This is a genomic window from Shewanella amazonensis SB2B, assembly GCF_000015245.1.
Lineage (GTDB): Bacteria > Pseudomonadota > Gammaproteobacteria > Enterobacterales > Shewanellaceae > Shewanella > Shewanella amazonensis.
In genome coordinates, this window is the sequence record NC_008700.1 from 1,922,290 (window position 1) to 1,947,822 (window position 25,533).

Consider the following 25,533-nt stretch of genomic DNA (forward strand, 5'->3'; position numbering starts at 1 on the left):
CATCGCCGTGGTGTGCTGGCTTGTGGCCAGGTAATAAGCGGTGCCAGCAAAAAGGTTTCAGCAATTAAAAGGTCGCCATTGGCGACCTTTTAATTGCTGAAACAGTAACCTGATTTTACCTCTGACTTATTGAGGCGCCCAGGACAGCCAATCTTCATGGGCCTCGGGATAAAGCACAAAGCGGCTGCCATTACCAAGCTGGTTACTGCCGGCCGTTGCAGCGCGGGTGGCTACACCAATGCCACCGGCCAGAATGGTTTCAAGTGAGCCTGTTTGCACCTTGGCGCCGGAGAAGAGACCGAACTCGACACTCACCCCTGAGAGATCAAAAAACACGCTGCTTGCGTTGACCAGGTGTCGGTACTCGGCGTTGATGTGGGCAAAAAGCTCAACCTGGCTGCCGCTGCTGTTGAGGGCAAAGCCGTCGATGGCACCGATGGCAACACCGCGATAGAAGATCTGGCTACCGGCTTTAAGTGAACCCAGGGATGGCCGCTCGAGTGTCAACTTGAGTGCATCTTCAGCCACATTGGCGTAGTGGGGGGCTCTGGTGGTTACGTTAAAGCGCTTTAGGCGGGCCCCTGTTTTACCCGGCAAAACGGAGATAAAGGGCCCGGTAAGTATGGCTTCCGGTGCCTTGATACCCTGCAAGGAAATCTGTACGTCTTCCAGCAGATAACGGCTGTCTTCACGGCAGAAGTTGTCGGCGTATTCGCCATAGAGGTATGCGTGTGCAACCAGCTCTGTTAAATCCGACGACAGCTTCACCTCAGTGACTTCGCCTATCTGGTGTCCCTGGTAGCGGATAGGTGCACCGGCGACCAAACGAGAGTCTGCGCTCATTAAAAGTTCAATCGGGTATGCCTGAGCCAGTGCAAGTGCTTCAGACTCATAAAGATGGCCTGGATTTTTTGCCTCGCCCTGTTGCAGCAGACCAATGGCGATGCCGCCGCTGATAAGGCCGGGCAGGGTAGCCACGTCTACTTTAAGGCCCTTTAAACTGGCATCCACAGAAATGGCACTGTGTTTCCAATAAAGTGTGTTGGGGCCAATAAGACGGTTAAAAGTGTTGTCGATGGCTAGTTCAATATTGAATGTATCCGTATCCGGCAGCCACTTCACCTGAGTCACTTCACCTATGTGCATCTTCTTGTAATAAACCGGGCTGGATACCTCAATACCAGCGCCTTCGATGCTTTGCAGCTTTACCTTGATGCGCTTGGCTGGCGCCTTGGCTGCCAGCGCCTCGTCATCTGATGCGTAGAGGTGCAGTTCATCAGTGTCTGAGAGTGCAGCGCCGCTGCCGCTGACCAGCCTGAGCGCACCATTCAGTAGGGTGGAGGTATCGCCGACAGCAAATTTCACCCCTTTGAGGGATGCATCGAGGCTTAGCGGAGATTCAGTGATCAGGTAGCTACCCTGAGTCAGCAAGCGTTTGAATTCAGGTTGTATGTCGGCCTGATACTCCACAGAACCCAAATCGTCAGCGAGTTTGACCCCAGTGACCTCACCGATGGGCAGATTACGGTAGCGTATTTCGGCACCAACCTGTGCACCCTGGCCTTTGTCGCTGCGAATAAGTACATGAGCTTTGTCGGCATACATAAAGTCAGGGGCCTTGTCCTCAAGAACATAGCTGGCCCGCATCTCTCCGTCACCGGGTAATACGGCAATCACATCGCCTGTAATAAGCCTGGCCGCATGCTTTATCCCGCCGAGAGACACCTCTGCGCCTTCACGCCAAAAGCGACTGTCCTTCCCGATTAAATGACCATGGGCCTGATTAACAAAGATACTCAGGCTGACGCCTGTGTCAGTGAGCTTGGTGTCGGTGACCTTACCGATTTCAAGGCCGCGATATACGACCACGCTACCCACATTGAGGCCATCGGCATTGGTTGTTGTCAGTTCCAGAGAGAAACCGCCAAGCGCATCAACTTCATTGCTGTGCAGCACGAAGCTGTCACCGTGGCTGGCGCTCATACCGGCATCGGAAGAGCTGAAGCTTATCCCCCCTGCAAGCAACGTCGCGAGGCTTTCGCTTTCAACCTTGATACCTTTCAGGGAGGCATCGATGCTCATACCCGAGACATTCCAGAAACGACTGTCTTTTTTCACCAGGTGAGCGTATTGCTCCTGAATAAAGGCGCCAATGATGATTCTTTGGCTGCCTTCGAGGCGGTAGCTTACGACGTTGCCCACTGGAATTTGCCTGAAATAGACACCCGATCCCACATCCAATGAACCGAGTCTGTCGGTGCTGAGCTCCACCAGTATGCCTTCGTTGCCGGGGGCCAATGGCGGGGCCTCTCTCAGAGCGTCAAAACGGGTCATGTTTTCGCCATCGCCTGGCTGAACCGCGATATAGTTTCCTGAGAATAGGGCATCGAGGCCGGACACCCCGGTAATGGAGGCCTTGGGTGATACCAACCAGAATTGGGTGTTTTCTTTCAGGTAAGGTGTTGAACGATAGTCCATCATCACTGTGACGTTGACGCCTTTGAGGTCTTCGTCCATGGCAATATCTGTGACCTTACCGACAGTCAGTCCCTGATATTTGACCAGGGTTTTGCCCACATCGATTCCGGAAGCGCTGGGGAAATGAATAAAAATTTCGACGCCGGACTCCCGAATACTCTTGATACCAAGCCAGGCCGCAAGGGCAAGTGCAACCAGAGGCAGGAGCCAAACCGGCGAGAACAGTTTCTTTTTGACTACCTTGGGTGCTTCAATATTTGTCATCTTCTAAGTCCAGTCGATCCCAGAGTAAACGCGTATCCAGTACCTTGGCCGCAAGCTGTGTCAGCAAAATCACCAAGGCAAATGCCGTCGCTGCCGGTGCGGGTTTGGCATCCAGCAATTGCCCCATATTCACCAGGGCAACAGTTAATGAAATTACAAATAAATCCAGCATGGACCAGCGGCCGATCCACTCAATAATGTGAAAGCCTGCCATCAGTCTGCGTTTGGACACCGGCAGGGAAAAACTGATGGCAGAGAGGTAGATGGCAAGGCCGATGATTTTCAGCCAGGGCACCAGAATACTCGCGGTAAAGACAATGATGGCAATAGGCAACATGTCAGAATGCACCAAATGCTTGATACCGCTGAATATAGTGTCGTGGGTCACTTTACCCTGATTCACCAGGGTCGTGATGGGGTAAACATTGGCGGGTATAAGTAAAATGGCGGCGGTGATAAGCAGTGCCCAGCTTTTTTGCACACTGGAGTAATCGCGAGCCTGGTTATGTGCTCCGCAGCGGCTGCAAGTCTGGGCATCTTCCGGATTGGTTTTCTTACATACCGGACAAAGACACAGGCCCATTTGTTTGCCGGTGGTCTGGACATTGTCAGTCATTCAGGCGGCTCCACATGTGCTCGATATTGTATTCCCGCTGCAAAAACAGGGTCACCAGAAACAGCATGGTGAACGAAAAGGTACCCACACCAAAATAAATATCTGAGAAGTCAGATAATTGAAATGCTGAAACCAAAAAACTAATCACATAAATTTCGAGCATGGTGAGCTGGCTGAATAATCCATGACGACGCAATAACCACTTATACAGATCCCTTTGCCACCCGGGGTTGAGTCCCATCTTGACCAGCAGGACCTGTGACAAGATTGACAGCAGCAATAACCCCGGGCCTATAACCGCGGCAACAAGCACGGCAATGCCCACCACCCAGTAGCCGAGATCCATGACCGCCATGGCGCCCTGAATGACGGTTGCGGTGCGCACCGAGCCTAAAAAATGTAATTCGAGAACGGGAAACAAATTGGCAGGTAAAAACAGTGCCAGTGCAGATACGCAGAGCGCCAACATCCCATTGATAGAGCAGAAGGGGGTGTCATACAGCGCTGTATGACAACGGGGGCACAGCGCCCTGACGCCACTGGGCAAGGCGCGGCGTCGCACGGCCAAATCACAGGCACGGCAGAGAATCACCGAATTGTCGATATCGTCATGATGCATAGAAGCGTATTGCAGATCCATGGATGACAGGTTCCCCAGCCGGGGTGATGCCTGATTCTGCCTCCCCTGGAGGCGGTTTCAGCGTACGAGTGTATCAGATCATGTTAAACACTTGCATCCCCTGAAAAAAACTGTGACACTCTGTCACTGTATAAATAAACAGTGTGAGGGCTATCATGGCGGTAATCACTCAATTTGTGGTGGTCAGAGATGGGGTTGAGAAGATGACATTTACATCGAAAAAGGAGGCGGATGCCTACGACAAGATGCTGGATATCGCTGACAGCCTGATCCCATTTATCGATAATGCTGAATGTGGACTCGATGAAGCGACAACTGAAAAGTTGGCCTTCTATTTTGCCACCCACAAAGATGATTTATCATCCCTGCTGAAGGGCACGTCCCCCAACGTGGCGACGGCACCGGTAAAAAAAGCAGCTCGCAAGGCTGCAGAGAATGACTGAATATCGGTAGGGAATTGCATGAAACACGCGTTTTACGACACCTTAAACCGCCAGGCTGAGGCCTTGCTGTCAGGCGAAGACGACCTGGTCGCCGCCATGGCTAACTTCTCGGCGCTTTTGAATGAACACATGGACGACCTGAATTGGGTCGGTTTCTATATTCGCCGTGAAGACACTTTGGTGCTGGGCCCCTTCCAGGGCAAGGTTGCCTGCACCCGTATTCCATGGGGTAAGGGCGTATGCGGTACGGCCGCCGCCACGGATACAACACAGCGAGTCGCCGATGTGCATCAGTTTGACGGTCATATTGCCTGCGACTCAGCTTCTAACTCTGAAATTGTGGTGCCGGTAAGGCATCAGGGCAGGGTAATTGCAGTGCTCGATATCGACAGTCCCAGTTTTTCCCGCTTCGATGAGACAGATCAGGCAGGGCTTGAGACCTTGGTGAGAACCCTGGAAAAGGCCTTGTTCGGTCAATAAGTCACCAGTTTTCGTCAAATCCCAGTCGCATTCGCCCAAGCGGTCACTATAATAGGCTGCTTGTGCGTCTGCCTCGGGATCATTTCCCGGCGAATAGTAAAAATTGTTAACAATAGTTATTAACGCTTTGGCAAGCGCCCGGAAGATGCTAATTTGTGTGTTGGCCCTCGGGCTAACGTATAGAGAATAACCTATGTCCTGCAATCGCTTGCAATAAACCGGGCATACATACCTAGTAACTGTGGAAGTAAAGATGGAATCAACAGAAAAGTTGACCGACACCAATGCGATTCTCGCGTATTTATATGAAACCTTTCCTTTGTGCTTTGTGGCCGAGGGTGAAACCAAGCCACTGAAAATTGGATTGTTTCAAGATTTGGCTGAAAGGTTGGCTGATGATTCTAAGGTCAGTAAAACACAATTGCGTGTTGCCCTGCGCCGCTACACCAGCAGCTGGCGCTATCTGAAGTGCATCAAAGCCGGTGCGGTCCGTGTTGATTTGGACGGCAACCCATGCGGTGAGCTGGAGCAGGAACACATTGACCACGCACAGGCTACACTGAAAGAAAGTCAGGACAAGGCAAAGGCCAAGCGTGCCGAGCGCAGCAAGGATGAGGGCGACGCTGCCGATAAAGCGCCTCGTAAGCCTAAACGTAAGCCCCAGCCTCAAGCACGTCGCGACGCCAAGCCCGCAGCCAAAGACAAGCCCAAAGCCGCACCCAAAGCGCCAGCCGTACCCATCAATCTGGTGCCTGCCAAGCTCGAAGAGCTCAAGGTGGCCCAGCGCGTTAACGTGAAATTGGGCATGTCACCTGTGGCCGGTTCAATTGTGGACATCAATAAGGGCGATGTGCATGTACAGCTGGACTCAGGCTTGACAGTGAAAGTCCGCGCCGAGTATATACTGCTGTAATTCATTGAAGTTTAAGGAGTAGCTTGTTGATGCGAAAACTATCTCTGGCGGTATCCATTGCCGGGATCCTGGTAGGATCTTCTGCGTGGGCCATAGCGCCTGCCATTCAAATCGATGAGCTGCCCTCTCTGGTGCAGGAGCCTCAGCACAAGGTGGCCTCCAAGCGGGTAGCGGATCTTTTTACCCGCTCACACTACCACAGGTTCAGCCTGGACGATGCCTTCTCCGAACAGATTTTCGACCGTTACCTTAAGCAGTTGGATTACCGTCGTAATGTGCTGACTCAAGCCGATGTGCAGAACTTCGAAAAGTATCGCCATCAGTTTGATGACATGCTCAAAAACGGCGATATGACAGGCGCCTACGACATGTTCGATCTGGCCCAAAAGCGCCGGTATGAAGGTTTTGTTTACGCGCTGAGTCTGCTAGATAAAGAAATGGACTTTTCTCAGGCGGGTGACAAGTACCAGTATGACCGTGAAGACGCTCCCTGGGCTAAGGACGAAGCCGAAATTCAGGAATTATGGCGTCAGCGCGTTAAATATGATGCGTTGAACCTTAAGTTGACCGGTAAAAACTGGACTGAAATCGTTGATGTGCTGCAAAAGCGCTACAACAACGCCATCAAACGCCTGGGCCAAACCCAGAGCGAAGATGTATTCCAGACAGTAATGAACGCGTTTTCACGCAGCATCGAGCCCCACACCAGCTATCTTTCCCCACGCAATGCCGAGCGTTTCCAGATGGAAATGAACCTCAGCCTCGAGGGCATTGGCGCTGTGTTGCAAATGGATGACGACTACACCGTTATCAAGAGCATGGTTGCAGGTGGCCCTGCTGCCAGCAGTGAAAAATTGTCCCCCGATGACCGCATCATAGGTGTAGGTCAGGAAGGTGGTGCCGTGGTGGACGTGATTGGCTGGCGTCTCGATGACGTAGTCGACCTTATCAAGGGCCCCAAAGGCAGCAAGGTCACCTTGCAAATTCTACCCAAGAAAGGTGGCTCCAACGCCAAACCAGTCGAAGTGACCCTGGTCAGGGATAAAATTCGCCTTGAAGATCGGGCTGCTACGTCCAAAGTGATTGAGCCCAACGAGGGGCAGTATGCCAACCGTAAGGTAGGCGTTATTCAGATCCCCGGTTTCTACATGAACCTGTCTCAGGATGTGGCTAAAGAGCTGCAAACCCTGAAAGAGGCGAAAGTAGAAGGTGTGATTATTGATCTGCGTGGCAATGGTGGTGGCGCCTTGACCGAAGCTGTGTTGCTGACAGGGCTCTTTATCGATATGGGGCCTGTGGTGCAGGTACGCGATGCCAATGGCCGCGTTTCCCAGCACAGAGACAACGATGGCAAGGTCACTTATTCAGGTCCCCTGACTGTGATGGTGGACCGTTACAGTGCTTCTGCGTCTGAAATTTTTGCGGCCGCCTTGCAGGACTACCAGCGTGCGCTGATTGTTGGTGAGTCAACCTTCGGTAAGGGCACAGTTCAGCAGCATAAGGGCCTGGCGCGCATATACGATCTGTATGAAAAGCCAGTTGGCCATGTGCAGTACACAATTCAGAAGTTTTACCGTATCAACGGTGGCAGCACCCAGCTTAAAGGGGTTACACCGGATATCCCGTTCCCCAGTGCCCTCGAGCCTGGAGAATACGGCGAGGCTGAAGAAGATAACGCACTGCCCTGGGATAAGGTACCTGTGGCCCAGTACAGCACGGTGGATGCTATCAGTGCCCCCCTCATTGCTGAACTGGATGCCAAACATCAGGGTCGCATCAAGTCAGATGTGGAATTTGGCTATATTTATCAGGATATTGCTGAATATAAAAAGCACCACGATGAAAAGTCTGTATCACTGGTGGAAAGTGAGCGCATTGCTGAGCGTGAAGCTGATGACAAGAAACAGCTCGATCGCACCAATGAACGCCGCACCCGCGCCGGCCTCGATAAGGTAGCGAGCCTGGATGATATCGAGAAAGATATCGAAGCGCCGGATCCACTGCTGGATGAAACTGCCTATATCACACTGGATCTGGTTGATGCGGGCAAACTTGCGGCAACCAGCAAGCACTGATTTCCGACTTTGATATAAAAAACGCGCTCCGGCGCGTTTTTTTTCAGGATAAGCCGTATCCTCTTCTTACCCATAGAATTTGTCGAACACACTCTTAAAGGACCTGACATGTCAGAATTACAGGCCAAGCATTTAAAAGATTATCAGTCTCCCGCTTTCACTATTTCCGAACTGGATATGTTGGTGGATTTGTACCCATCCAAGACACGCGTCATTGCCCGCAGCCAGGTGATCCGCTGCCGGGATAATGAAGCCCTGTTGCTTGATGGTGAAGGCCTTGAACTCAAATCAGTCAAGGTAAACAACGAAGCGTACCCATATCAGATTGTCGCGGGTCAGTTACGTCTGGAAGGGCTTCCTGCACACTTCGCACTTGAGATTGAAACCGAGATAGACCCGGTGGGCAATTCCAGCCTTGAGGGGCTGTACATGTCAGATGGCGCCTACTGTACCCAGTGCGAGGCCGAAGGCTTTCGTCGTATTACCTATTTCCCCGATAGGCCCGATGTGCTTGCCAAATACCGGGTGCGAATTGAAGCGCCCAAGACGGGTTTCCCATACCTTTTGAGTAACGGTAACAAGGTCGAAGCCGGTGCACTCGATGACGACCGCCATTATGTGGTGTGGGAAGACCCATTCCCGAAGCCAAGCTATTTGTTTGCCCTGGTTGCCGGTGATTTTGACTTGCTTCAAGACAGCTTTGTCACCCAGAGTGGCCGTCATGTGGCACTCGAAGTCTTCGTCGATAAAGGCAATTTACATAAGGCCCATCATGCGATGGCAAGCCTTAAAAAATCCATGGCGTGGGATGAAAGCCGCTTTGGTCTAGAGTACGATCTCGATATCTACATGATTGTAGCCGTTGACTTTTTCAACATGGGCGCCATGGAAAACAAGGGGCTCAACATTTTTAATACCAAGTATGTTCTTGCCGACATCGAAAGTGCAACGGACGATGACTTCCACGGTATTGAATCTGTGGTAGGGCATGAATACTTTCACAACTGGACCGGCAATCGTGTTACCTGTCGCGATTGGTTTCAGTTGAGCCTCAAAGAAGGTCTGACGGTGTTTCGCGATCAGGAGTTCAGCTCGGATGTTGGTTCCCGGGCGGTAAATCGTATTCAGGCGATTAAGGTCATTAAAAATCAGCAGTTTGCCGAAGACTCGGGCCCTATGGCCCATCCCATCCGCCCTCAAAGCGTGATTGAGATGAATAACTTTTATACGGTCACTGTGTACAACAAGGGTGCTGAAGTTATTCGAATGATGCATACCCTGCTGGGCGAAGCGGGTTTCCAGGCAGGTATGAAGCTGTATTTTCAGCGCCACGATGGTCAAGCCGTCACCTGTGATGATTTTGTCGGAGCCATGGAAGATGCCAGCGGCGTCGATTTGAGCCAGTTCCGTCTGTGGTATAACCAGGCTGGTACCCCAACGCTAAAAGTTTCAGACAGCTTTGATGCCAGAAGTGGAGAATACCGCCTGGTGGTTCTGCAGCAGTTGCCGCCTCAGGCGGGTGACGATGCGAAGCCCATGCACATTCCCTTTGATCTGGAACTTATCGGTGATGATGGCAAGTCGCTTTTAAACAAGGTGCTTGACGTTAAAGAAGCCCATAACGAATTTGTGTTTGAGGGACTCAGCACCAGGCCTGTACCGTCTCTGCTGCAAAACTTTTCGGCGCCGGTGAAGCTTGAGTACGACTTCACCACAGCGCAGCTTATCAGTTTGATGCGTAATGCAAGCTCGGAAGTCGCCCGCTGGGAAGCTTCGGTCAGCCTTATCAGCCGAGCCATTTGGGGCAATGTGAATGCCCTTGTTTCCGGCGGTGATATGGCGCTGGATACCCGTGTGGCCGATGCCTTCCGTGCTGTGCTGCTGGATGAGGAACTCGACCCCCAACTTGCCGCCGAAATTCTCAATATTCCATCTATCAATGCCTTGATTGAGCAGGTAGACAGCGTCAACTTCGATGCACTGGTCTCTGCCCGGGCCTTTGTGCTGGAAGAGCTGTCGGCCAATCTGGAAGACGAGCTGTTGGTTCGTTACAGAGAGCTTTATCACATCGACTCAGCGCCAGCGCGGGCCCTTAAGAATGCTTGCCTTGCCATGCTCGCCCGTGGTGGTTTGTGCCCCGAAGAGTTGGTCGAAAAGCAGTTTAATGAAAGCTGCAATATGACAGACTCGCTTGCAGCCCTTGGTGCTGCCATGGCTGGCGAGCTTGATTGCCAGGATAGCTTGCTTGAGCGGTTTGAGCAGCGCTGGGTCGACACGCCTCTGGTGATGGATAAGTGGTTTATGCTACAAGCCAGTCGTCAGGATGACGCTGTTCTTGGCCGTATCGATGCTCTGGTCAGCCATAAGGCATTCAGTCTCAATAACCCCAATCGTGTGCGCTCGTTGATTGGCTGCTTTGCGGCCAATAATCCAGTGCAATTCCACCGCGAAGATGGCGAGGGATATCGCTTGTTAACCCGTTATTTGAAGCAGCTCAACGGCGTAAACCCACAGGTCGCCGCGCGGATCATTACGCCACTCATTCAGTTCGGCAAATTTGATGAAGGCCGTAAGCAGAACATGAAAGCCTGCCTCGAGGAGCTGATTGGTATGCCTGAGTTATCACGTGATCTGTACGAAAAGGTATCGCGTGCATTGTCGCAGTAATTGTTAACCTTTATACGGTCAGTGCCTGTGTTATGACGTCTTTTGGGTGTAATGCACAGGTGCGCCGGATAAAGACATTGGTGTTGATTGGGGTATGGGGTCAAGGTGGCTCAGCCCCTTCATATTCGGAGTGCGAAATTGGAACTCTTTTTTCGACTTAATGTCGGCTTTAATGATTTTTTAAAATACTATCAAGGTGATGCAACCATGGTTGAAGTTAAAGACATTGAGGGCAGGGTACTTTGGATCAACGCCAGGCATTTTCGTCCCTATGTTACCCGCGACGGGATACAGGGACTTTTCCGCATGGAGCTCGATAAACAGGGCGAATTGCAGTTGTTACAAAAATTAGAGTAATAACTTAAAACGTTTGATTTATTCATCTTTGGCGAATTAGCGCATCCGCAAGCGCCTAAGCTATTGAAAAAAACTGACTAATCCTACCAGTTATAAGAGACATTTCGGGCAACTAAAAAAAATTCAAATTCACACCTTTCAGTTTGGCTGCCAATAGCACCTAAGTGCTCAATTCTTTAGAAAATTTTCTCCATACTCGCCTTGCCGTGAACACGCAATTGCTGTAACAATGGTGTTACCTGTAGGCTAACCACATGTTGGTTGCAATACCTATAAAAAAGAATCCAGCAGGTTACGGAGAGAAGCTAACATGAAAAGTGTTAAAAAGGGTTTTAACAAGACGGCGCTTTCTTTGGGGGTTGCGTCAGCCCTGAGTCTGGGAAGTATTCCTGCTCAGGCGGTATCGTTCGATTGGGGCGAAGTGCAAGGGTCTTTCGACTCGACCTTCACTCTTGGTGCCAGTTGGCGCGTGGAAAAACGCGACTGGGACGGCCAAATCGGTAAGGTAAATCACCCCAGATTTGATTGGTCCAACTATTCTGCATTTGGCAACACCAAGTACACCTCGGCGGAAATCTGGGCTCAACCCGGTTCATACTCAAGTAACAACGACTTGAGCAACTTACTCTATTCCCAGGGCGACACCACGTCTGAAATTTTCAAAGGTTTGCATGAACTGTCGCTGAAATACGAAAACTTCGGTCTTTTCGCCCGTGGCATGTATTTCTATGACCGTAAGCTAAACGACGGTGACTTCGGTTTTTCTGATCCCATCACAGGTAAAGAGTTCGATCCCTGTGCAGACAAACGCGCGAAGGAATTGCAGTGTAAGGACATCCGTCTGCTGGATGCCTTTGTTTATGCCAACTTTGACTTTAATGATGGCCAGAATCCGCTGACTGTTCGCGTCGGTAATCAGGTGGTCTCATGGGGCGAAAGTACGCTGATTGCCCACGGCATAGGTGTAATTAACCCGGTTGACCTGAACATCCTTAATGCACCCGGTGCGGAGCTCAAAGAGGCTTTCCGTCCACAGGGTATGGTGTGGGCGTCTCTGGGTGTGACAGAAAATCTCAGTCTGGAAGCCTTTTATCAGTATGACTGGCAGCCCATTTGGGTTCCAACACCGGGTTCGATTTTTGCCACCAACGACTTTGCCGGTTATGGCGGTTATCAGCAAAACGCCCAGCTTGGTTTTAACGCCAACCCGGATATCAATCTGGACTTCATTCAGGCCGAGTATGAAAAACTGGCACAAATGATTGTAGCCGGCGCCTTTTCATCTCCAGAAGGCACACAAAGTCTCATCCGTGCTGCACTGGCCTATCCAACCAAGGTAACCCTGATTCAGGACGAAGCCGAGGCGAGCGATGATGGTCAATATGGTATTAAGCTTGGGTACTACGCCCCTGAGCTGGGTGAAACCGAGTTTGGTCTTTACTATATGAACTACCACAGTCGTCGTCCGCTTATCAGCGGCACTGCGGCGAACTTCGACTTGGTTCCTCTGCTTACTGACATGACCACTGTTGGCATGAATGCCGGTAATATCGATCGCAACCTCATCCTCGGACTCGAAAGTTTCTCCAAGGCTCAGATTGTGTATCCGGAAGACATCCAGCTCTACGGTTTCAGCTTTAACACCCTGATTGGCGATACCTCGGTTGCCGGTGAAATTGCTCACCGTCAGGACGAGCCGCTGCAGATCGACGACGTGGAACTCCTGTTTGCCGCGATGCCGCAGCAGCTGGCGAATTCCAATGTGGTCGGCGGTGATTACAGCTACCTCGATGGTCTGTCTCAGTACACCTCTTACTTCAATAAAGATGTGAATCCAGGTGATTATGCCGAAGGCTTTATCCGAGTGGATACCACTCAGGCCCAGTTCACCCTGACACACCTCTTTGGCCCAACTCTGGGGACTGACAACCTGACCATGCTTGCGGAAGTGGGTGGCATCTGGATCCACGACATGCCATCACCTGACGAGCTTCGTCTCAATGGTCCTGGCACTGCCCGCAGCGGCGGTAAAGAAGGGTACGAAGCCATTATTCAGGTGCTGCACAATGGCCCTGAAACCAACCCATTCCCAACAGATTTTGCCTGGGGTTACCGTATTGTGGCCAAGGCCGACTACAACAACCTGTTTGCCGGTATCAACGTGTCGCCACGGGTTATCTGGTCACACGATGTTGACGGTATCACGCCAGATCCCCTGTTCCTGTTCACCGAGGGACGCAAGTCAGTGGCCGTGGGTATCAACTTTGACTACCAGAGCCGTTGGGGCGCCGATCTGTCTTACAACAGCTTCTTCGGTGGTGTAGGTACCACCAACGCCATGAGCGATCGCGATTATGTGTCGTTCAATATCAAGTATTCTATCTAAAGGACAATAACAATGAAGAAACTTGCGATATTGTCTGCAGCGGTAATGTTCGCCTTGGGTGGCGGCGCTGCAGTGGCGAAAGTCTCCGAGGCCGAAGCGGCCAAACTGGGTACCAGCCTGACTCCCATGGGCGGTGAAATGGCTGCCAGTGCCGATGGTTCCATCCCAGCGTGGAATGGCGGTATCACAGCCGCACCTGCCGGTTACAAAAAGGGCGACCACCATCCTGATCCTTATTCAGCCGACAAGGTTGAATACACTGTGACCAAGGCTAATCTGGAGCAGTACAAGAGTTTGTTGACCCCCGGTCAAATCAAGCTGTTTGAACTGTATCCCGACACTTTCAAAATGAACGTCTACAAAACCCAGCGCAGCGCATCTGCACCCCAGTGGGTGTACGATGCCACCAAGGCCAACGCATCCCGCGCCGAACTGGTTCAGGGTGGCAACGGTGTAGTGGGTGCCGCTGTGGGTATTCCATTCCCCATTCCACAAAACGGTCTTGAGGCTATCTGGAACCATATCCTGCGTTTCCGTGGCGTAGACATTGAAACCCAGCGTAACCAGGCTGCACCTGCCAAGGGCGGCGGTTATACCTTGGTTGAGTTGTCTGAGCAGCTGCGCTTTGAGTACTCACAGCCAGACATGACACCTGAAAAGCTTAAAGAAAACAACACGCTTGCACTTTTCAAGCAGGTTGTGACCCAGCCAGCCCGTTTGGCCGGTACCGCGCTTTTGGTGAAAGAAACCCTGGATCAGGAAGCTCTGCCTCGTCAGGCATGGACCTATAACACCGGGCAGCGCCGGGTGCGCAAGGCGCCCAACGTAGCCTTTGATACCCCGGGTACCGTATCCGACGGTCTGCGCACCACTGACGACTACGATATGTTCAACGGCTCTCCAAGCCGCTACAACTGGGAACTGGTGGGCAAAAAGGAAATCCTGATCCCGTACAACGACTACAAGTTGCACTCAGATAAGGTCAAGTACGACGATATCCTGACTCCGGGTCACATCAACCCTGATCTGGTGCGTTGGGAGAAGCACCGCGTATGGGAAGTGAAAGCGACCCTGAAAGACGGCATGCGCCACATCTACAAAACCCGCGTGTTCTTCCTGGATGAAGACTCATGGCAGGTGTCTGCCACCGACATGTACGACAACCGTGATGAACTCTACCGTGTGGCCTTTGCCCATGGCTTGAACTATTACGAAGTGCCTGCGCACTGGAGTACGCTGGAAGTGTTCCACGACCTGCAATCACGCCGTTATCTGGCCATTGGTCTGGATAATGAAGGCAGCATGTACGACTTCGATGCCAAGCTGTCTGCGTCCGACTTCACACCGGACGCACTGCGTCGTGAAGGCGTGCGTTAATTTTTATCAGCCAGTAAACCGGGGCGCATTCTGCGCCCCTAATTTTCAGCATTAGGATGTTTTTATGTTGCTGCGAGTCTTGTTGCCACTCTCTTTACTCTCCCTTGCCGCGATGTCTGCCCAGGCGGCAGATAGTCCGGGGCACCAGCTTCAACCCAATGCGATCAAGAGTCTGTTACTGGACGTTGTGAATGCGGGTGAATATTTGGTTGCTGTGGGTGAGCGAGGCCATGTTCTGCTGGGTAACGGCAGTTGGCAACAGGTTGAAACACCGACGGATGCGCAGCTCACCAAGGTTTTTTTCCTCAACAATCAGTTGGGATGGGCAGTAGGGCACGACGCCACTATTATTCATACCCAGGATGGCGGAAAGACCTGGAACAAACAATTCTCCGCCCCCGAGCGTGAACGCCCCTTTATGGATGTGTTGTTCGTGGATGACAAGCGCGGCTTCGCGGTAGGCGCCTATGGTCTTTTCTTTACTACCTTTGATGGTGGTAAACAGTGGCAGGAGGTTTTTCATCAGGAGCTACTGTTTGAAGAAGATCTGGCTTATTTGAACGAGCTTAAAGACACAGATCCCGAGGCCTATGCCATTGAACGGGCTTCTCTGCTGCCTCATTTTAACCGTTTGCTGCGTCTCAACGATGGTCGCTTGCTGATGGTGGGAGAGCTGGGGTTGGTGGCTGTATCAGACAACAACGGTGACAGCTTTACCCGCTTGCCATTTGATTATGAAGGCTCGATGTTCTCTGCCATTCAGCAGGGTGACAGTGTGTATGTGATGGGCCTCAGAGGCCATGTGTTTGAGGCCGGATTAGCCCTGGATGACTGGCAGCAACTCGATTTACCCGTCGAGTCCAGTATCAATGGCGCCCTTGCAGATGATAAAGGCACTATTTACTTTGTGGGTAACGCCGGTGTCATACTCAGTAAACCGGATGGTGAAGAGGTGTCTCTAGTGGCGCGCCGCCAGGGAGAAAACCTCGTTGCAGCGGCCAAAGACAGCCGCGGTAAAGTGTGGCTTGTGGGGGCCAAGGGCGTATTTGCGCTCGAGGATGCCCAGAAACATTAATCAATGCGTCTATAACGATAACAACAGGACCTAAGTGATGTTGGAAAGACTGGTCAATGGGTTTGAAAGTTTTCTCTTTCGCCATCGTGGTTGGGTAATCAGTATCTTTGTATTACTGACCGCCTTTTTAGGCTATCAGGCAAGCCAGCTGAAGATGGATGCGGCATTTGTCAAAAACATTCCCCTCAACCACAGCTACATGCAAACCTATCTCAAGCACCAAAAGGATTTTGGCGGTGCCAACTCGATTATGGTGGCCGTTGAGGATACCAGCGGGAATATCTTCAATCCGGTCTTTTTTGATGCACTGAAAAATGTGCACGACCAGCTGTTTTTTATCCCGGGTATCGAACGCTCTCAGGTGAAATCCCTGTTTTCTCCGTCGACCCGTTTTACTGAAGTAGTGGAAGATGGTTTTGCCGGTGGTCCGGTGATCCCGGCGGATTATGTTAACGACGACATTGGTCTGGCGGTGGTACGCGATAACATCGAAAAGGCGGGTATTGTTGGCCGTCTTATCGCCGAGGATTACAGCGCCGCCATGGTCTCAGCCCAGTTGATGGACTTTGACCCGCAAACCGGTGAGCCGCTGGATACCATCGCCCTTGCTGCCAAGCTGGAAAACGAACTGCGTGGTAAATATGAAACCGACACCATCAAGGTTCACATTATCGGTTTTGCCAAAATGGCCGGTGATGTGGCCGACGGTGCCAAGGGTGTACTGCTGTTCTTTTTGATAGCCATCGCCATTACGGCGGTCATGGTGTTCCTTTTCAGTCGTTCACTGGTGCTGACGCTGCTGCCCTTAAGTTGCAGTCTGATAGCCGTGGTGTGGCAGCTGGGTCTATTGACTGTAGTGGGCTTTGGGCTTGATCCCATGTCGATTCTGGTGCCGTTTTTGGTGTTTGCCATCGGTGTCAGCCACGGAGTACAAATCATTAACGCTGTGCGTCAGCGGGTGCTCGATGGTCAGCAAACCAAGGCCGCTGCGGCATCGGCATTCCGAAGCCTGCTGGTACCCGGTGGTGTGGCGCTGCTCTCCGACACGGTCGGCTTTATCACCCTGCTTGCCATCGATATCGGTATTATCCGGGAGCTGGCCATCTCGGCATCGCTCGGTGTTGCCGTGATCATTTTCACTAACCTGATTTTATTGCCAATTGTCATTTCCTTCTTTGAAATCAAAACGAAAGAAGGCAATGGCAGGGCGGAGCGCAGCAAGGCTTTCTGGCAGCCATTCTCGCGTTTTGCCGACATCCGCGTTGCCGCAGTCGTTTTGCTGGCCACTGCTGGCGTTTATGCACTGGGGCTGAAAGGTGCCAGTGAAATGAAAATAGGTGACTTGCAGGGCGGTGCGCCAGCGCTTCACGCCGATAGCCGCTACAACCAGGATACCTTTTTCATTACTGATCATTTCAGTATTACCACCGACGTGATGACCATCATCACCGAGGCCTATCCCGAGGCCTGTACCTACCACGATGCTCTGGAGCGCATCGGCGAGTTCGAGTGGCAGGTGGGCAATACGCCTGGGGTAGAGTCCACAGCCAGCCTTGCCTCCATTGCCCGCAAAGTGAATGCCGGTTTCAACGAAGGTAACCCCAAGTGGGAAGTGTTGCCCCGTAACACCTCAAGCCTGGTGCAAGCGGTGGGGCAAATCCCTACCACATCAGGTTTGTTGAATGGTGACTGCTCAGTGATGCCCGTGTATCTGTTCCTTAAAGATCACAAAGCCGAAACCATCGAAGCCGTTGTCGCCAAGGTAAAAGCCGTTTCGGCCGAACTGAACACCGATAAAATCCAGTTCAAGTTGGCATCCGGCCCGGTCGGGGTGATGGCCGCCACCAATGAGGCGGTCGCCGAGGCGCAAACGCCCATGATGCTCTATGTCTACGGCGCCGTGTTTGTGTTGTGTCTGGTGAGTTTCCGCTCGTTGAGGGCAACTATCGCGGTGATTTTGCCACTGTACGTGGTCTCAACGCTGGCGCAGGCACTGATGACAAAGCTGGAGATAGGTCTGGCAGTCAGCACCCTGCCTGTGATTGCGCTCGGTGTGGGTATAGGTGTGGATTATGGTATTTATATTCTGTCAACCATGGCGGTGAAACTGCGTGATGGCATGGCAGTACAGCAGGCATACCTGGAGGCATTACAGGAGCGGGGCAGTGCGGTCATCTTTACCGGGCTGACCCTGGCGATTGGGGTGAGTACCTGGTTTTTCTCGGCACTTAAGTTCCAGATGGACATGGGAATTTTGCTGACCTTTATGTTCCTGGTAAATATGCTTGGCGCCATAATTATTTTACCGGCGCTGACGGCTGTGTTCTGGCCCAATCGTCGATGAACATTGAATTCGGGGAGCCTGGCTCCCCGATTGTTTTAAACACTGAATTGCATACTTACTCTGGTTATCTGAATCCTTGTTCTTAACATTCCGTTAAAGTCCCGCCGTTACTGGATTTCCACAGGATCTACCACTAAAATTTTCCTCGAAAATCGCCCGCTTTAGTAATAAACTGCGCGCCATGACCTTGGTCACAAAATTCCGCCCGGGGTCATACGTCGGAAGCATCCATAAAATGAATAAAGCGCTGCCATAGACGCTTAAGGAAACAGCAACATGGCCTTGAAAGATGCAATGCCTTCAGTACTGCTCGAAAACGTAGTCAGTTTGATCCATTCCAAAGTCCCCAATTCACAAGCAAAGCAAGTTGAACAGTTCGCCACCTGCCTCTACGCCCATATGTCGAAGGACGATCTGCAGGCCCGCACCGACAGTGACCTCTACGGTGCCGTATTAAGCCTCTGGAACGCCCTTGGCAAGACCCCGGTTGGTGATACCCACGTTCGCGTATTCAACCCAACCCAGTCCAAACACGGTTGGCAGTCTTCTCACACCATCATCGAAGTGATCCAGCCCGATATGCCATTTTTGACCGATTCCCTCGGTATGGCGTTGAACCGTTTGGGGGTGACCACTCATATGATGCTGCATACGCCGCTGGCCATTGGCCGCAGCGATAAGGGCATCGACAGTGTGGGGTTTGTGAAAGATAGCCCTGAGAGTGACGACAAGGTTGCGATATTCCTGATTGAAATTGACCGTCAGAGCTCTGAAGCCGACTTGAAAAACCTGCTGGGCGAAGTTCAGTCGGTATTGACAGATGTACACGCCGCAGTGAAAGATTGGCAGGCCATGTCAGACAAGCTGACCGCCACCATCACCGAGCTGCCAAAGCAACCTTTCCCCGGTACCAAGGAAGAGCTGGACGAAGCAGTTGCCTTCCTGACTTACCTGAATAACCACCATTTCACTCTGCTGGGTTACCGTCAGTACGATCTCAAGCGAGTGGAAGGTGACATGGAGCTGGTGCCAAACCTGGAGTCCGGTCTGGGTCTGATGAACAAGCCCGGTAAGCACAAGCCCGATGCGCTGATGCTGTCGACTCTGTCGAACTCTGCCCGCAAAGAAGCCTTGGATCATTCCCTGCTTATCCTCACCAAGAGCAGCACCAAGAGCCGTGTACACCGTCCAGCCTATGTGGATTACATCGGTATCAAGCGTTTCGACAAGAAAGGCAATGTGGTTGGTGAAGACAGATTCATCGGTTTGTACGCATCGAACCTCTATAACCGCAGCCCCCGTGAAATCCCACTTCTGGCCCAAAAGGTACAGCGCGTGCTGGATAACTCGGGTCTGGTGCCTCGCTCACACGATTACAAGGCGCTGGTCAATATTCTCGAAAACCTGCCCCGTGATGAGATTATTCAAGCCAACGAACAGGAACTGTCTCAGGTTGCCCATGGTGTGCTTGAGATGCAGGACCGCGATAAGCTGAAGCTCTTTGTCCGCAAAGATGGTTTCGGCCGCTTCCTGTCTTGTCTGGTGTATGTATCCAAAGACAGATACAACACCAAGCTGCGTCAGGACACGCAGCGTATTCTGGCACAACACTTCCAAAGTAAAGAAGAAGTGGAATTTACCACCTATTTCTCTGAGTCAACGCTCGCCAGAACCCACTACATAGTAAAAGTCGATAACAATAATATGGATGTAGATGTGGCCGCCATTGAAAACAATCTGATTGAAGCCGCGCGCAGCTGGGAAGACAAGCTGTATAACTCACTGAACCATGCCATGGGTGAAGAGCAGGGCAACCGTCTGTCCAAGCGTTACCTGACAGCCTTCTCACGCTCATATAAAGAAGACGTGCTGCCAAACGCCGCCGTGGTGGATATCCAGCAGCTCGAAGCCCTGGATGAAGAGCACAAGCTTGGCATGCTGTTCTATCAACCACAGGAAGCTGCGCTCAACAGCAATAAGGTGCGCCTGAAGCTGTTCCATAAGGATGAGCCCATCCACTTGTCTGATGTGCTGCCAATGTTGGAAAACTTCGGCCTGCGCGTGATTAACGAACGCCCATACGAAGTGAAGACCCCGGACGGTGCCACTTTCTGGATCCTCGACTTCCTGATGATGGTCACCGGCGGCAACACCGAAAACCTCGCCGACAGCCAGGACAGATTCCAGACGGCACTGTCTCAGGTGTGGAACAAGAAGCTGGAAGACGATGGCTTTAACCGCCTGGTGCTGTCCACCGGTCTGGCTGGCCGCGAAGTGTCTATCCTGCGTGCCTATGCCAAGTACATGCGTCAGATTGACGCCACCTTCAGCCAGGCCTATATCGAGCAAACCTTTGCCCGTTATCCAGAGATAGCCGATTTGCTGGTGAAGATGTTCATCCGCAAGTTCAATCCAAAACTCAAGACCCGCACTCTGACCAAGTTCAAGGAACAACTGAACCTGCGTCTGGAAGATGTGGCGAGCCTGGATGATGACCGTATTATCCGCCGTTATCTGGATCTGATTAACGCCACAGTGCGTACCAACTTCTATCAGACCAAGGCTGATGGTGAGAATAAGGACTATGTGTCCTTCAAGTTCATCCCCAAGATGATCCCAGAGATGCCAAAGCCGCTGCCAGCGTTTGAAATCTTTGTGTACAGCCCAAGGGTAGAAGGCGTGCACCTGCGTGGTGGTAAGGTTGCCCGTGGTGGTCTGCGTTGGTCAGATCGCCGTGAAGACTTCCGCACCGAAGTGCTGGGGCTGGTAAAAGCCCAAAACGTGAAAAACACGGTAATCGTCCCTGTGGGTGCCAAGGGTGGTTTCGTTTGCAAACAGTCTCCCGTTGACGGCGGCCGTGAAGCCATTTTCACCGAAGGTCAGGAATGTTACCGCATCTTTATCCGCGGTCTGCTGGATGTTACCGACAACATCATCAACGGTGAAATTGTTCCGCCTGTGGATGTAGTGCGTCACGATGAAGACGATGCCTACCTGGTAGTGGCTGCCGACAAAGGCACAGCCACCTTCTCTGACATCGCCAACGCCATCTCCATCGAGTACAACCACTGGCTGGGTGATGCGTTCGCATCAGGCGGTTCAAACGGTTACGACCACAAGAAGATGGGTATCACCGCCAAGGGTGGCTGGGAATCTGTTAAGCGTCACTTCCGTGAAATCGGCATTGACTGCCAGACCACGGACTTTACCTGTTTGGGTATCGGTGACATGGCCGGTGACGTATTCGGTAACGGCATGCTGTTGTCGGAGCACACCTGTCTGGTGGCCGCATTCAACCACATGCACATCTTTATCGACCCGACTCCGGATGCCGCTGCCTCATTCAAAGAGCGTGAGCGCCTGTTCAACCTGCCACGTTCCAGCTGGGATGACTACAACCGTGAGCTGATCTCCAAGGGCGGCGGTATCTTCCTGCGCAGCGCCAAGTCCATCACCCTGAGCCCAGAGATGAAGCAGATGCTGGGCACAGACAAGGCCTCCATGAACCCAACTGAGCTGCTTAAAGAGCTGCTGAAGATGGAAGTGGACCTGATTTGGAACGGCGGTATCGGTACTTACGTTAAGTCTTCCCGCGAGACCAATGCTGAAGTGGGCGATCGTGCCAACGACGGTCTGCGTGTAAACGGTCGTGATGTACGCGCCAAAATCATCGGTGAAGGCGGTAACCTGGGTTGTACCCAGCTTGGTCGAATCGAATACGCCATGAACGGTGGCCGCATGAACACTGACTTCGTGGATAACGTGGGTGGCGTGGACTGTTCTGACAACGAAGTCAACATCAAGATTTTGCTCAATGCCATGGTGGCGGAAGGCGAGATGACCCTCAAGCAGCGTAACCGCTTGCTGGAGGAAATGACCGACGAAGTGAGCGAAATCGTTCTGCAGGACTGTAAAGACCAAACCCGTACCATCTCTGTCACTCAGGTACGTGGCGCCGAGCAGCTCAAAGAGCAAATTCGTTTCATCCATTATCTTGAGAAAGAAGGCAAGCTCGATCGCGCGTTGGAATTCCTGCCAACCGACGATGAACTGGCTGAGCGTTTGGCAGCGGGCAAGCCACTGACCCGTCCAGAGCTGTCAGTGCTGGTTGCATATGCCAAGATGGTGCTCAAGGAGCAGCTGCTTAAACCGGAAATCACCGAAGACAGCTTCCTGTCCAAACTGCTGGTGAGCTACTTCCCGCAGAAACTGCAGGAGCTGTATGCAGACAAGATGAATACGCACCCACTGCGTGGTGAAATCATCGCGACGTCACTGGCCAATGAGCTGGTGAATGACATGGGTCTTAACTTCGTGCAGCGTATGCAGGATGAGACTGGTGCCACAGTGGCCGAAGTTGCCATTTGCTACACTATGGCTCGCGAAGTCTTTGGTTTGGCAGAGCTTACCAAGGCCATTACGGCTCAAAACGTGGTAGTGCCTGCGGTAGTGCAAATGGAAATGCTGCATCAGCTGCGTCGTAATGTGCGCCGTGCCTGTCGTTGGTTCCTGCGTCATCGCAACCGCACAGTGGGCATCGAGCAAACCGTTGCCTTCTACAAGCCGGTATTCGAAGAACTCAAGGCCAACGTGAACAAGTACATGGTTGCCGAAGAGGTTGACGCCATCACTGCTGAAATCCATGCCCTTGAAAAAGAGCAGGTGTCCAGCGACGTGGCCAACGTCATTGCCAACATGAGCACGCTGTTCTCGGCACTGGACATTGCCCAGATTGCCCAGAACGAGAATAAGCCGGTAGCGCTTGTGGCAGAGACCTACTTCAAGTTGGGTGCCAAGGTAGAACTGCACTGGTTCCTCGAGCAGATCAGCGCCCAGCCGGTGGCCAACCACTGGCAGGCTCTGGCCCGGGCCGCCTTCCGTGAAGAACTGGATTGGCAGCAACGTGCTCTGAGCTCTGCAGTGCTGCGCACCTGTACTGACACTTGCAGCGCCGATGCCATTATTGAAGGCTGGATTGAAGCTAACCGAGTACTGCTGGAGCGCTGGTTCCACATGCTTGCGGACTTCAAGACAACGCAAAGCCATGAATTTGCCAAGTTCTCGGTGGCACTGCGTGAGCTGAACCTGTTGATCCTCCATTGCGAAGGTCACAGCTAAACGCTGAACGCCTCATCAAGCCCTGGCAAACGCCGGGGCTTTTTTTGGCCAAAAACACGGTGCTGCTGTACACTGTGCGCCTTACCCTGCAGGCAGCCTGGCCTTAGAACAAACAAACATTAAAATCCAAGGAGATCCAATGTTTTACAAAATCGCGCAGTCTATCATGTTCCAAATGGATCCTGAGCGAGCCCACAACCTGGCCATTGGCAGCCTCAAGCGAACCGCTAACACACCTATGACGGCGTTTTATGCTCAGTGCATTGCACCTAAACCTGTGACTTGCATGGGGATCATCTTTCCAAACCCTGTTGGGCTTGCCGCAGGTCTGGATAAAGACGGTGAGGCCATTGATGCCTTCCACGCCATGGGTTTTGGACATGTGGAAGTAGGGACAGTGACACCGCGTCCACAGCCTGGCAACGATCTGCCGCGTTTGTTCCGGTTAAAGCCGGCCAAGGGCATCATCAACCGCATGGGTTTTAACAATAAGGGCGTGGATAATCTGGTCGCGAACCTTAAGGCAAAGAAAACCGATATTCTGGTCGGTGTGAATATTGGTAAAAACAAAGATACACCGGTGGAAGAGGGTAAAAACGATTACCTCATCTGTATGGATAAGGTGTATCCCCATGCGGCCTATATTGCCGTGAATATTTCATCTCCCAACACGCCGGGTTTACGCACCCTGCAGTATGGCGATCTATTGGATGATCTCCTGTCGTCGCTTAAAGCCAAGCAAACTGAGCTGGCTGAGCAGCATGGCAAATATGTGCCCATTGCACTTAAAATTGCACCGGATCTGACCGATGAAGAAATTGCCAGTATTGCGACATCCTTAATCAAAAACCAATTTGATGCGGCAATTGCCACCAATACGACCTTGAGCCGTGATGGTGTTTCAGGATTGGCCAATGCAAATGAAACTGGTGGTCTATCAGGTAAGCCATTAACTGAATTATCGACCAAGGTGATCAAAAAATTGGCCGCCGAATTAAAAGGTGAGATCCCAATTATTGGTGTGGGTGGGATCAATTCATCTCAGGATGCACTGGCTAAATTTGATGCAGGTGCCACGCTTGTTCAAATATATTCAGGCTTTATCTATCAGGGTCCGAAATTAATAAAAGACATAGTGGCTTCTTATAGCGCAAAATAACAACAAAAGGATCGCGAAAGCGATCCTTTTTTCTTTTATTAGATCTGGTTTGATCGAAAATTGATCTGATTGATCTAACTAACGTGTTGTTAAGTAAGTCATATCAATAAAAAAAGATTTTGATATTGCGTAAATAATCATCTATGATGCGCTTGATAAACTTATTTACAGGTATACGTTATGTTATTAATGCCACATACGGATTGGCAATGGAGATATAACGATGCTTACGGTGTTTTAAGCGTTTCGTTAGGTTCGGAAATGGAATTTCTGACTCCTTACAAAGCCAAGCTCCTTATTCCGGACGCATTGGAAAATATGGAATTTAGCGTTGAACACGCCAAGTTCTATATTGACCTGCTCGACCGTGTGCAAAAGCGCCTGAAAATAACCGATGCTGCTGCAGTGCAAATAACGCTCAATGCCACTGCTGCACATTTTATGCTCAAGCCGCAGATGCCGAAATCCTGGTTTTTTGAAGCCAGTGACGTATGCGTATACGCGGACATGGGTAAGGTCTTCGAATTAAGATGTGCCGGTGAACGTCATTTAGTGATGGTGGTTGAAAATGGCCTGCAGGCCGCATTGGTGATGCTGCTGGGTAAAGAGTGCGATTTGGGGGATGGTAAACGTCTCGGCCAATTCGACACCATAAAAGTGATGCACAATCGCCTGCATGAACCAAGAATTAACCGGCAAACCGTTGCGGCATAATAGCGTGGTCTAAAGTCATCCACGCAAATCAGTACCCGCAAACCAAAATCGATAAAGGATGCCATGGGCATCCTTTTTCATTTCAGATTATTCCCGATTTACATCACATAACCTTTGTTACTGGTATCCTTAGGTTGCTATCGCCATAATAGGGCAAATGCATCAAGGAGAATCCTATGTCTATTCCTATGCTGGCGTTATTTATCCCGATATTGGCCATTACCTGTGGTTTTGTTCTGCAATTTATGCGTTTGCGGGAAAGGCAGCAGCTCCTCGGCAGCGAACACAAGGCCGAACTTGCCATACTTCACGGTGAAATCAATCAGCTCAAAAGCCGGATTGAAGTGCTGGAGAAGTTGGTAACAGATGAAGGGTTTGATCTTGAACGCGAAATCAACCGCATGAAAGGCGAATAGTATTCAACTCG

17 protein-coding genes are annotated in these 25,533 nt (G+C 51.5%); 14 read left to right on the top strand and 3 right to left on the bottom strand.

The features are described 5' to 3' along the window. Nucleotides 1-126: 126 nt before the first annotated feature. The 3 genes from SAMA_RS08225 to SAMA_RS08235 are packed head-to-tail and all read right to left on the bottom strand — an operon-like array spanning nt 127 to nt 3,998. Nucleotides 127-2,742, bottom strand: coding sequence for an MlaD family protein (locus tag SAMA_RS08225; protein ID WP_011759694.1), 2,616 nt, complete (start codon nt 2,740-2,742; stop codon nt 127-129). Then, the gene (locus SAMA_RS08230; RefSeq protein WP_011759695.1) at nt 2,729-3,358 is read right to left on the bottom strand and encodes a paraquat-inducible protein A; all 630 of its coding nucleotides are present in this window, start codon (nt 3,356-3,358) and stop codon (nt 2,729-2,731) included. Before SAMA_RS08230 ends, SAMA_RS08225 begins: the two co-directional genes overlap by 14 nt. Further along, nucleotides 3,351-3,998: a paraquat-inducible protein A gene (locus SAMA_RS08235; RefSeq protein WP_011759696.1), complete on the bottom strand. Its 648-nt coding sequence runs from the start codon at nt 3,996-3,998 to the stop codon at nt 3,351-3,353. The genes SAMA_RS08230 and SAMA_RS08235 overlap by 8 nt, the downstream gene beginning before the upstream one ends. Nucleotides 3,999-4,153: 155 nt before the next feature. On the opposite strand from SAMA_RS08235, the gene SAMA_RS08240 reads away from it, so the two are divergent. From SAMA_RS08240 to SAMA_RS08305, 14 genes are all read left to right on the top strand, one after another. Beyond that, nucleotides 4,154-4,441, top strand: coding sequence for a YebG family protein (locus tag SAMA_RS08240; protein WP_011759697.1), 288 nt, complete (start codon nt 4,154-4,156; stop codon nt 4,439-4,441). 18 nt (nt 4,442-4,459) lie between these two features. Continuing rightward, on the top strand, nt 4,460-4,921 hold the full coding sequence (locus tag SAMA_RS08245; protein WP_011759698.1) for a GAF domain-containing protein: 462 nt from the start codon (nt 4,460-4,462) through the stop codon (nt 4,919-4,921). Nucleotides 4,922-5,174: 253 nt separating this feature from the next. After that, nucleotides 5,175-5,834: an RNA chaperone ProQ gene (gene proQ / locus SAMA_RS08250; protein WP_011759699.1), complete on the top strand. Its 660-nt coding sequence runs from the start codon at nt 5,175-5,177 to the stop codon at nt 5,832-5,834. 29 nt (nt 5,835-5,863) lie between these two features. Further along, nucleotides 5,864-7,909, top strand: a complete 2,046-nt coding sequence (gene prc / locus SAMA_RS08255; protein WP_011759700.1) for a carboxy terminal-processing peptidase — start codon at nt 5,864-5,866, stop codon at nt 7,907-7,909. Nucleotides 7,910-8,017: 108 nt separating this feature from the next. Next, nucleotides 8,018-10,576, top strand: a complete 2,559-nt coding sequence (gene pepN / locus SAMA_RS08260; protein ID WP_011759701.1) for an aminopeptidase N — start codon at nt 8,018-8,020, stop codon at nt 10,574-10,576. 138 nt (nt 10,577-10,714) lie between these two features. Next, the gene (locus tag SAMA_RS08265; protein ID WP_041409737.1) at nt 10,715-10,933 is read left to right on the top strand and encodes a DUF2835 domain-containing protein; all 219 of its coding nucleotides are present in this window, start codon (nt 10,715-10,717) and stop codon (nt 10,931-10,933) included. 310 nt (nt 10,934-11,243) lie between these two features. Beyond that, a complete protein-coding gene (locus tag SAMA_RS08270; protein WP_011759703.1) occupies nt 11,244-13,319 on the top strand; it encodes a DUF1302 domain-containing protein in 2,076 nt (691 codons plus the stop codon). 12 nt (nt 13,320-13,331) lie between these two features. Then, nucleotides 13,332-14,696 (top strand): DUF1329 domain-containing protein, encoded by a 1,365-nt coding sequence (locus SAMA_RS08275; RefSeq protein WP_011759704.1) that lies wholly within the window; start codon nt 13,332-13,334, stop codon nt 14,694-14,696. Between the two features lie 64 nt (nt 14,697-14,760). Continuing rightward, nucleotides 14,761-15,771, top strand: coding sequence for a WD40/YVTN/BNR-like repeat-containing protein (locus SAMA_RS08280; RefSeq protein WP_011759705.1), 1,011 nt, complete (start codon nt 14,761-14,763; stop codon nt 15,769-15,771). Between the two features lie 37 nt (nt 15,772-15,808). Further along, entirely contained in the window at nt 15,809-18,115 is a 2,307-nt protein-coding gene (locus SAMA_RS08285) for an efflux RND transporter permease subunit (RefSeq protein ID WP_011759706.1), read from the top strand. A gap of 276 nt (nt 18,116-18,391) precedes the next feature. Next, nucleotides 18,392-23,233, top strand: coding sequence for an NAD-glutamate dehydrogenase (locus SAMA_RS08290; protein WP_011759707.1), 4,842 nt, complete (start codon nt 18,392-18,394; stop codon nt 23,231-23,233). A gap of 139 nt (nt 23,234-23,372) precedes the next feature. Then, complete coding sequence (gene pyrD, locus SAMA_RS08295) at nt 23,373-24,392, top strand: quinone-dependent dihydroorotate dehydrogenase (RefSeq protein ID WP_011759708.1); 1,020 nt, start codon at nt 23,373-23,375, stop codon at nt 24,390-24,392. A 180-nt stretch (nt 24,393-24,572) separates the two neighbouring features. Further along, nucleotides 24,573-25,106 carry a cell division protein ZapC gene (locus tag SAMA_RS08300; RefSeq protein WP_011759709.1) on the top strand — a complete coding sequence of 178 codons (534 nt, stop codon included), beginning with the start codon at nt 24,573-24,575 and terminating at the stop codon, nt 25,104-25,106. 176 nt (nt 25,107-25,282) lie between these two features. Then, nucleotides 25,283-25,522, top strand: a complete 240-nt coding sequence (locus SAMA_RS08305; protein ID WP_011759710.1) for a hypothetical protein — start codon at nt 25,283-25,285, stop codon at nt 25,520-25,522. Nucleotides 25,523-25,533: the final 11 nt, after the last annotated feature.